Annotated in this window: 9 protein-coding genes and 1 pseudogene; 8 read left to right on the top strand and 2 right to left on the bottom strand. The window is 71.1% G+C overall.

All coding sequences use genetic code 11. The annotated features are described in order from the left end of the window. Nucleotides 1-614, bottom strand: a pseudogene (locus HY68_RS45680) (amino acid permease); the annotation flags it as partial. A 468-nt stretch (nt 615-1,082) separates the two neighbouring features. Between HY68_RS45680 and HY68_RS30075 the strand changes: the two are divergent. The 3 genes from HY68_RS30075 (at nt 1,083) to HY68_RS30065 (ending at nt 2,959) form a co-directional block, all read left to right on the top strand. Next, nucleotides 1,083-1,904 (top strand): endo alpha-1,4 polygalactosaminidase, encoded by an 822-nt coding sequence (locus HY68_RS30075; protein ID WP_241778717.1) that lies wholly within the window; start codon nt 1,083-1,085, stop codon nt 1,902-1,904. 155 nt (nt 1,905-2,059) lie between these two features. Continuing rightward, nucleotides 2,060-2,623: a DUF2267 domain-containing protein gene (locus HY68_RS30070; protein ID WP_347560641.1), complete on the top strand. Its 564-nt coding sequence runs from the start codon at nt 2,060-2,062 to the stop codon at nt 2,621-2,623. 75 nt (nt 2,624-2,698) lie between these two features. Beyond that, nucleotides 2,699-2,959 (top strand): hypothetical protein, encoded by a 261-nt coding sequence (locus HY68_RS30065; protein ID WP_041994864.1) that lies wholly within the window; start codon nt 2,699-2,701, stop codon nt 2,957-2,959. 48 nt (nt 2,960-3,007) lie between these two features. Here the strand turns inward: HY68_RS30065 and HY68_RS30060 are convergent, their stop codons facing one another. Next, nucleotides 3,008-3,826, bottom strand: a complete 819-nt coding sequence (locus tag HY68_RS30060; RefSeq protein ID WP_041997605.1) for a glucose 1-dehydrogenase — start codon at nt 3,824-3,826, stop codon at nt 3,008-3,010. Nucleotides 3,827-3,912: 86 nt separating this feature from the next. On the opposite strand from HY68_RS30060, the gene HY68_RS30055 reads away from it, so the two are divergent. The 5 genes from HY68_RS30055 to HY68_RS30035 form a co-directional block, all read left to right on the top strand. Beyond that, nucleotides 3,913-4,767 carry a helix-turn-helix transcriptional regulator gene (locus HY68_RS30055; protein ID WP_041994861.1) on the top strand — a complete coding sequence of 285 codons (855 nt, stop codon included), beginning with the start codon at nt 3,913-3,915 and terminating at the stop codon, nt 4,765-4,767. 54 nt (nt 4,768-4,821) lie between these two features. Continuing rightward, nucleotides 4,822-5,658 carry an endo alpha-1,4 polygalactosaminidase gene (locus HY68_RS30050; protein WP_041994858.1) on the top strand — a complete coding sequence of 279 codons (837 nt, stop codon included), beginning with the start codon at nt 4,822-4,824 and terminating at the stop codon, nt 5,656-5,658. A gap of 26 nt (nt 5,659-5,684) precedes the next feature. Continuing rightward, nucleotides 5,685-6,569: an aminoglycoside phosphotransferase family protein gene (locus HY68_RS30045; RefSeq protein WP_241778716.1), complete on the top strand. Its 885-nt coding sequence runs from the start codon at nt 5,685-5,687 to the stop codon at nt 6,567-6,569. Nucleotides 6,570-6,671: 102 nt separating this feature from the next. Further along, complete coding sequence (locus tag HY68_RS30040) at nt 6,672-7,289, top strand: dihydrofolate reductase family protein (protein WP_041994855.1); 618 nt, start codon at nt 6,672-6,674, stop codon at nt 7,287-7,289. A gap of 58 nt (nt 7,290-7,347) precedes the next feature. Further along, on the top strand, nt 7,348-7,562 hold a 215-nt coding region (locus HY68_RS30035), incomplete at its 3' end, for a helix-turn-helix domain-containing protein (RefSeq protein ID WP_041994851.1).

Here is a 7,562-nt window from a genome sequence, read left to right as displayed (position 1 = left end):
TTGTCGCTCGCCACGATGTACGAGCCACCGCCGTGCGGGTACGCGCGGATCGTCTGCCGGTACGACAGGCCGACGGCGAGCATCAGGAACGCGATGGCCCCCGCGATGGGCGCGGTGTACGAGAGCCCCGCCGTCCCCGCGAGGACCAGGACGGCCAGCAGGGCCTCCGGGCCGTACGCCACCGAGGACAGCGCGTCGGCGGACAGCACCGGCAGGGCCACCAGTTTGCGCATGCGCTCGCGCGTCACGGCGGTGCTCTTGAGCGGCGCCCCGATCAGCGCGTGACGCAGGCGCAGGGCGAAGCGGCCCGTGCCTTCCGACGGACTCGCGTCGGCCGTGGCCGTCCCGCTGCCCAGCGACGCCAGCCTGACCATGCGGCCGAACCGGTCGGGGCCGATCTCCTCCTTCGGCGGGAAACGGCCCAGGTCCGGGTCGACCGGCAGGGCGCGCCGCTGCTCCGCCGGGCTGCCGGGCATCCGCTCCCAGGCCCGGCCGACCTCGCCCAGCACCCGCAGTTGGTCCTTGTCGAGACCGGGCAGCATCTCCGACGGGCTGGGCACACCGGAGCCGGCCGCGCCCCCGCCGTCACCGGTCTCACCCTGAGCATCCTTCATGTCACCCAGTGTCACGTATCGGGCGCCGTCAGCCCGCGTCACGCGCTGGGAGCAATCATCCCGAAACGGCCGGCGAGCGGGCGGTCCGCGGCCGTGGACGGCGGCGTACGTGGCGGGCGGGACCCTCGCCGTACACGACCGGGCACATCGGGTGGACCCTCCCGACCAGGAGGGATCCGGGCAAATCCCGCCCTTGACAGGGTAGTTGGCGCTCGATTTACTTCCGGCAGTGCCGCAGCCGACGACATCCGATGATGCCCTAGGTGCCGGCACAGAGGTACGCCCAGCCGGTGGTCGGCCCTAGGGAGTGTCCGCGAAGTATCGTCGTCCGCCAGCGAGCCGGACGAGAACGAGCGGATCCGACCGGGTCGCGAGCCCGGACCAAGTCGCCAGGATGGCTCTTCAGCCTCCGAGGCGGGGACGTATCCCCCCATCATCCGGAGCCCGATGATGCGCAACCACCACCGCGTGATCAACCGACGCCGCGGCCTCGCCGCGCTCGCCGCAGGCGTCACCGCCACGGCCGCCGCCGTGGCCCTGCCCCTGCTCACCTCCGGCTCGGCCAGTGCGGCCGCCGCCGCGGTCAGCCTGCCGCCGGCTCACGCCGGGTTCGACTACCAACTCGGCGGGGCGTACACCCCGCCCGCCGGGGTGTCCGTGGTCAGCCGTGACCAGGGCGACTCACCCGCCGCCGGGCTGTACAACATCTGCTACATCAACGCCTTCCAGACCCAGGAGGGCGCCGAGGACGAGTGGGACTCCGACCTGCTCCTGCACGACTCCAAGGGCCAGGTCGTCGAGGACGAGGACTGGGGTGAGGCCATCCTCGACATCCGTACCGCGAGCAACCGCGAGCGCATCGCCGCGAAGGTCAACGGCTGGATCGACCAGTGCGCGGCCAAGGGTTTCCAGGCCGTCGAGCCCGACAACTTCGACACGTTCGACCGCTTCCCGTCGTATCTCACCAAGGCCAACGCGGAGGCGTACATCAAGCTGCTGTCGGCCCACGCGCACGCCAAGAACCTCGCCGTCGCGCAGAAGAACACCGCCGAGCTGTCCGGCGACCACGCCGCCAACGGCCTCGACTTCGCCGTCGCCGAGGAGTGCGCCGACTGGGACGAGTGCGGCGACTACACCGACGCCTACGGCAACAACGTCATCGTCATCGAGTACACGGACAAGGGCATGAAGAAGGCGTGCACCGGCTGGGGCAGCCGGCTGAGCGTCGTGCAGCGGGACGAGTACGTCGTCCCGAAGGGCACCTCCGGGTACGTCCGTAAGACCTGCTGACCAGGTCCTTCACCGGCGACCGGGTGCGCGCTCCCGCGCGTACCCGGTCGCACCGGTCATCACCTTCGGATCAGTCCGCGTTTCCCAGGTGTGGGGGCGGAAAACGTGGGCACAAGCCGTGCGCTTTGGCATTTTCCGAAGGAGAAGGTGATCTCATGTCGGTTTCTCAGTGCCCGGACCGGGCGGCAGATCCGGTGGCGGCCGGCGCATCGCTGACGGCGGGGCTGGAGAACGCGGTCATCCGACGTCCGTCCCAGCCGACGGCGGCCCCGGCGGCCGCTGTGGTCCCGTCGGCCCCGGCTGCCCCCGCGGCGGCAACGGCCCTGAGATACGACCAGATGCTGGAGAGAGTCAGATACGAGGGCATGTACCCGACCCGTGAGCGGGCCGAGGCGACGGTACGCACCGTACTGACCGTGCTCGGGCAACAGCTCACCGGTCAGGAGCGTCTCGACCTCGTGACCCGGCTGCCCGTCGAAGCGGCCCGCGCACTCGCTGCCGAGGCCCCCTGCGGCGAAGCCGTCGCGGCGCGGGACCTCGTCAGCCGTATCGCCGCCCGTACCGGCGGAACCAACGCCACCGCGCGCTGGGACGCCGGTACCGTCCTCGTGCAGATCGCCCGGCTCGTCGGGGACGACGTCCTCGACCGCCTCCTCGCGCGGCTGCCCTCCGGCTACGCGCTCCTCTTCGGCCGCGCCGAACTCATACAGCCTGCCTGACAGTTGCCGTCCGGCCCACCGGATGCCACCACCTCGGCGGAGTTTTGAACCGGGCGCGCGGGGCAACCGGCCGCCATGGACAGAAACGAAGCGGTTGAAGAGGTAGTGGAGACCCAGGGCGAAGAGCATCACGTCGTTCTGGCCGCCGACGCCAACGGTGACGGCAAGACGGACGTCTGGATGACCGACACCACGGGTGACGGGAAGGCCGACCTCTACCAGTTCGACACCACCGGTGACGGAGAAGTCGATGTCACCATGGTCGAGAGGGCCGAGGAGAACGGTGAGGACCGTGTCGTCGTCGAAGGCGACGGCGGCCACCCGGTGGACGTCTGAGCTGTCGCTCGACGAGGCGGGTGACGCGCCTTCGCCGCTGTCCGGTGCTCAGGCCCCGGCGCCGCCGTCGACCTTGAGGATCGCGCCCGTCACGAACGAGGCGCGATCACTGAGGAGCCAGGCGGCGGCCTCGGCGATCTCCGCGGGGTCGGCGGCGCGGCGCAGCGGGGTCTGAGCCGTGATTCCCTCGACCAGACCGGGCGTGTGCGTCTCCCAGGTGCGGATCATGTCGGTCAGGGTGCCCCCGGGAGTGATCGCGTTGACGCGGATGCCTTCGGGGCCGTACGTGACGGCGGCCGACTCGGTGAGGCTGTTGACCGCGCGCTTCATCGCACCGTACGCGGGCAGTGCGGGGTTGCTCCGCAGACTGCCGATGCTGGAATTGTTGACGATCGCTCCGGTGCCCGCCGTGGCGCGGATGGCGGCGATCTCCGCCGACATGGCCAGCCACGGGCCCTTGAGGTTCACGGCGTAGAGCTGGTCGAAGTCGGACTCCGTCACCTCGTCCACCGGGGCGGGCGGGGTCATCGTCGCGCCGTTGTTGAAGGCGACGTCGAGCCGCCCGTACAGCTCCACCGCGCGGTCGACCGCGGCCCGCACACTGGCGGGGTCGGCCAGATCGCACACCACGTACTCCGCGACGCCGCCCGCCGCCCTGATCTCGTCGGTCACCGTCTTCAGCTCCGCCTCGGTCCGGGCCGCGAGCAGCACCTTGGCGCCTTCCCGGGCGAACAGCCGAGCGGCGGCGGCTCCGATGCCGCGGCCGGCGCCCGAGACGAAGGCGACCTTGTCGGCCAGCAGACCGTGGGCCGAGGAGGTGGGAGCGGAAGTGGTGCGGGTGTGGGTTGTCGTCGGTGTGTTGTCCATGCCGTCGAGCCTGCGCCGATCCGCCGATGCCATCCAGGCACCGGCAGTACCTGGATAGATCCACGGTTCCTGAGCACACTGGACACGTGGACAGACAAGAGCTGGCAGCCTTCCTGCGCAGCAGGCGCGAGCGGATCAGCCCCGCCGAAGTGGGACTGCCGGCCGGGCCGCGCCGGCGCACCCCGGGGCTGCGCCGCGAGGAGGCGGCGCAGCTGGCGTACATCTCGAACGAGTACTACACACGGCTGGAGCAGGCCCGCGGTCCGCGCCCGTCGCGTGAGGTGCTGGCCGGGCTGGCCAGAGCGCTGCGTCTCTCGGACGCCGAGCGCGTCCATCTCCACCATCTCGCGGGCGCGCCGGTGGCCCCGCCGCCCGGGCCGCCCCGCGAGGTGCGGCAGAGCATTCTCGATCTGCTGGACAGGCTGCCGCAGTCCGCCGCTTTCGTGACGTCGGCGATGCACGAGGTGATCGCGTGGAACGATCTGGCGGCCGCGCTCATGGAGGACTTCTCGGCCCGTTCGCGGCGCGAGCGCAATCTGGTGCGCCGTACCTTCCTCGGGCCGGACCCGGGGGGACAGCGGCTGTTCGGGGTGTCGGACGCGGACCGGTTCGGCCGCAACGCGGCCCAGGACCTGCGCGCCACCGTCGCCCGCTATCCCGACGATCCCGAGATCGCCGAGCTGGTGGCCGACCTGCTGGCCGGGAGCGAGGAGTTCCGCCGGCTGTGGGAATCCCACGACGTGAGCGCCGAACCGACGCTGTCCAAGACGTTCCAGCACACGGTGGTCGGTCCGGTCACGGTCAACTGCGACGTCCTGGACATCACCGACCGGGACCAGCGGGTCGTGATCTACACCGCCGTCCCCGGTTCGCCGTCGGAGGAGGCGCTGCGGCTCCTGTCGGTCATCGGTACGCAGAACATGGACGTGCGGCAGGGTTGAGCTGCCCGGGTCCCGGTGTCCTGCCGCCGGGGACCCGGCCCGTAGGGTGCTTGCGTGCTCTCTGTCCCGTCCCGTGCCGCCGTCGTCCTCACCGTCCTGACCTTGGCTCTTGCCACGGCATGCGGGTCGGCGAAATCGCGTGAGGAACCCGGTGCGGGTGTCCCGACGGGCGTACGCCCACCGCCGGCGAACGCCGTCTTCGACTACCAGCTCGGCGGCGCGTATCCGCCTCCCGCACCGGTCCGGGTCGTCTCCCGCGACCGTGCGGCGCGGCCCGCGAAGGGTCTGTACAGCATCTGTTACGTCAACGCCTTCCAGACGCAGCCCGGTGCGGCCGTCACGTGGTGGCGCGAGCACCACCCCGATCTGCTGCTGAAGGACGCCGAGGGCGAGCTGGTCGTCGACGAGGACTGGGACGAGCCGCTGCTCGACATCTCCACGCCGGCCAAACGCGCGGCCCTGATGGACATCGTCGGCCCGTGGATCGACGGCTGCGCCGCGGCGCACTTCGACGCGGTGGAGCCGGACAACCTCGATTCCTACGAGCGGTCCGACGGTGAACTGACCCGGCAGGACGCGGCTGCGTTCGCCCGGCTGCTGACCACTCGCGCACACGGGCGGGGGCTGGCCGTCGCCCAGAAGAACACCGCCGACCTGCTGCCCCGACGTACCGGTATCGGCTTCGACTTCGCCGTCGTCGAGGAGTGCGCGCAGTACGACGAGTGCGCCGAGTTCGGTGCTGCCTACGGCGGCCGCATCTTCGACATCGAGTACGTGAAGAAGGGCTTCGCCGCCGCCTGCCGGACCTGGGGGAAGAAGCTCTCGCTCACGTTGCGGGACCGCGACGTACGGCCCGCCGGCAGTGCCGGGTACGTCTACCGGTCCTGCTGACCGCTCACCAGCACAGAAGGAACCTCATGCCTCCCGGCAAGATGCACGCCGATGAACCGACCGTCGACACGGCTCTGGTGCGCCGGCTGATCGCCGCCCAGTTCCCGCGGTGGGCGGGCCTTCCGCTCGCATCGGTCGACTCCGCCGGTACGGCCAATGCCATGTACCGGCTCGGCGAGGACATGGTCGTACGGCTCCCGCTCGTCGCGGGGGCGGCCGCCGACGTCGAGAAGGAACACCACTGGCTGCCGCTGCTGGCCTCGCGGCTTCCCTTCGCCATTCCCGCGCCCTTGGGCAAGGGCATGCCCGCCGAGGGCTGTCCCTGGCACTGGTCGGTCTACCGCTGGCTGGCAGGCGCCAACCCGGTCGTCGCGCGGATCGCCGAACCCCGCCTGCTGGCCGCGGATCTGGCGGCGTTCGTGGCCGCGCTGCGGCGGACCGAACTGCCGGGCGGGCCACCCTCGTACCGCAGCGAGCCGCTGCCGGCGCGTGACGCCGGGACGCGCGCCGCGATCGAGGCGCTGCGGGGCATCGTGGACGGCGACGCGGCGACGGCGGCCTGGAACGACGCCCTGCGCGGCGCCGCGCGCCCCGCCCCGGCGGTCTGGATCCACGGCGACCTCCAGCCGGGCAATCTGCTGCTCGCCCAGGACCGGCTCAGCGCCGTGATCGACTTCGGCTGTCTGGGCCTGGGCGATCCCGCCGTCGACCTGATCCCGGCGTGGTACGTGCTGCCGGCCGAAGCGCGTGGGGTCTTTCGCGGCGCGCTGGACGTGGACGACGACACGTGGGCGCGTGGGCGCGGCTGGGCTCTGTCGATCGCGCTGGACGAGCTGCGCCACTACCGGGAGACCAACCCGGTCATGGCGGGCATCGCGCGGCATGTCGTCCGGGAAGTCCTCGGCGATTGACCGATGAGTCCCGGTACACCGGGGGGTCTGAAGAGCGGGGACGGACATGTGCCCGCGTGGGACAACGCATGAGACACCCCATGACATGAGGAGTGGTGCGCGATGAGGCTGGTACTGCAGGAGTTCCTGTCGCTGGACGGCGTCTCCCAGGGGCCCGGGTCCCCCGACGAGGACACCAGCGACGGGTTCACCCGGGGCGGCTGGTTCGTGCCGCATCTGGACGAGGCCTTCGACCGGCTCACCACGGTCTGGCTCGGCGAGGCGGACGCCTTCCTGTTCGGCCGCCGTACGTACGAGAGCTTCGCCCGGGACTGGCCGCGGATGACCGACCATCCGAACGCCCGCGTGCTGAACGGTTCGCCCAAATACGTCGCCTCCCGGACGCTGACCGAGGCCGAGGCCGGCTGGGACCCGACCACGGTCCTGTCAGGTGACATCACGGCCCAGGTCGCCGAGCTGAAGCGGCAGCCCGGCCGCGAGCTGCAGATCCACGGCAGCGCCCGGCTCGGTCAGTCGCTGCTGGCCGCAGGTCTGGTCGACGAGGTGCGGCTCGCCGTCGCCCCGGTGGTCGTCGGCAGCGGGCGCCGGCTGTTCCCTGACGGCGGCACCCCGGTCGGGCTGCGGCTGCTGAGCAGCGAGACGACACCGAGCGGCATCGCGGTGTACGCCTTCGAGTCGACGGGTCTTCCGGCGTACGGGACGTACGGGGGCGCCGCGTAGGCAAATCTGGGGCGGGCTTGACCCTCACACCGTGTCAGGCGGTCAACTCGGAGACATCATGTTCACCATCGGAGACTTCGCCCGGCACGGCCGCGTTTCGGTTCGGATGCTGCGTCACTACGACGCGACCGGACTGCTCCGGCCGGCCCATGTCGACCCCGCCACCGGATACCGGTACTACACCGCCGCGCAGCTGGCACGGCTCAACCGCGTCATCGCGCTCAAGGATCTCGGCTTCACCCTGCACCAGGTCCGGGAGATCCTGGACGAGAA

The sequence above is a fragment of the Streptomyces sp. AcH 505 genome, from assembly GCF_000818175.1.
Classification (GTDB): domain Bacteria; phylum Actinomycetota; class Actinomycetes; order Streptomycetales; family Streptomycetaceae; genus Streptomyces.
The sequence above is the reverse complement of the archived record's forward strand: the minus strand, read 5'-3'. Positions and strand labels throughout refer to the sequence as shown.

Bases quoted from the DNA above. Each gene is read 5' to 3' on its own strand.
- HY68_RS30070 (WP_347560641.1), top strand. From the start codon at position 2,060: ATGTCGGTTTCTCAGTGCCCGGACCGGGCGGCAGATCCGGTGGCGGCC.
- HY68_RS30065 (WP_041994864.1), top strand. From the start codon at position 2,699: ATGGACAGAAACGAAGCGGTTGAAGAGGTAGTGGAGACCCAGGGCGAA.
- HY68_RS30060 (WP_041997605.1), bottom strand. From the start codon at position 3,826: ATGGACAACACACCGACGACAACCCACACCCGCACCACTTCCGCTCCC.
- HY68_RS30045 (WP_241778716.1), top strand. From the start codon at position 5,685: ATGCCTCCCGGCAAGATGCACGCCGATGAACCGACCGTCGACACGGCT.
- HY68_RS30040 (WP_041994855.1), top strand. From the start codon at position 6,672: ATGAGGCTGGTACTGCAGGAGTTCCTGTCGCTGGACGGCGTCTCCCAG.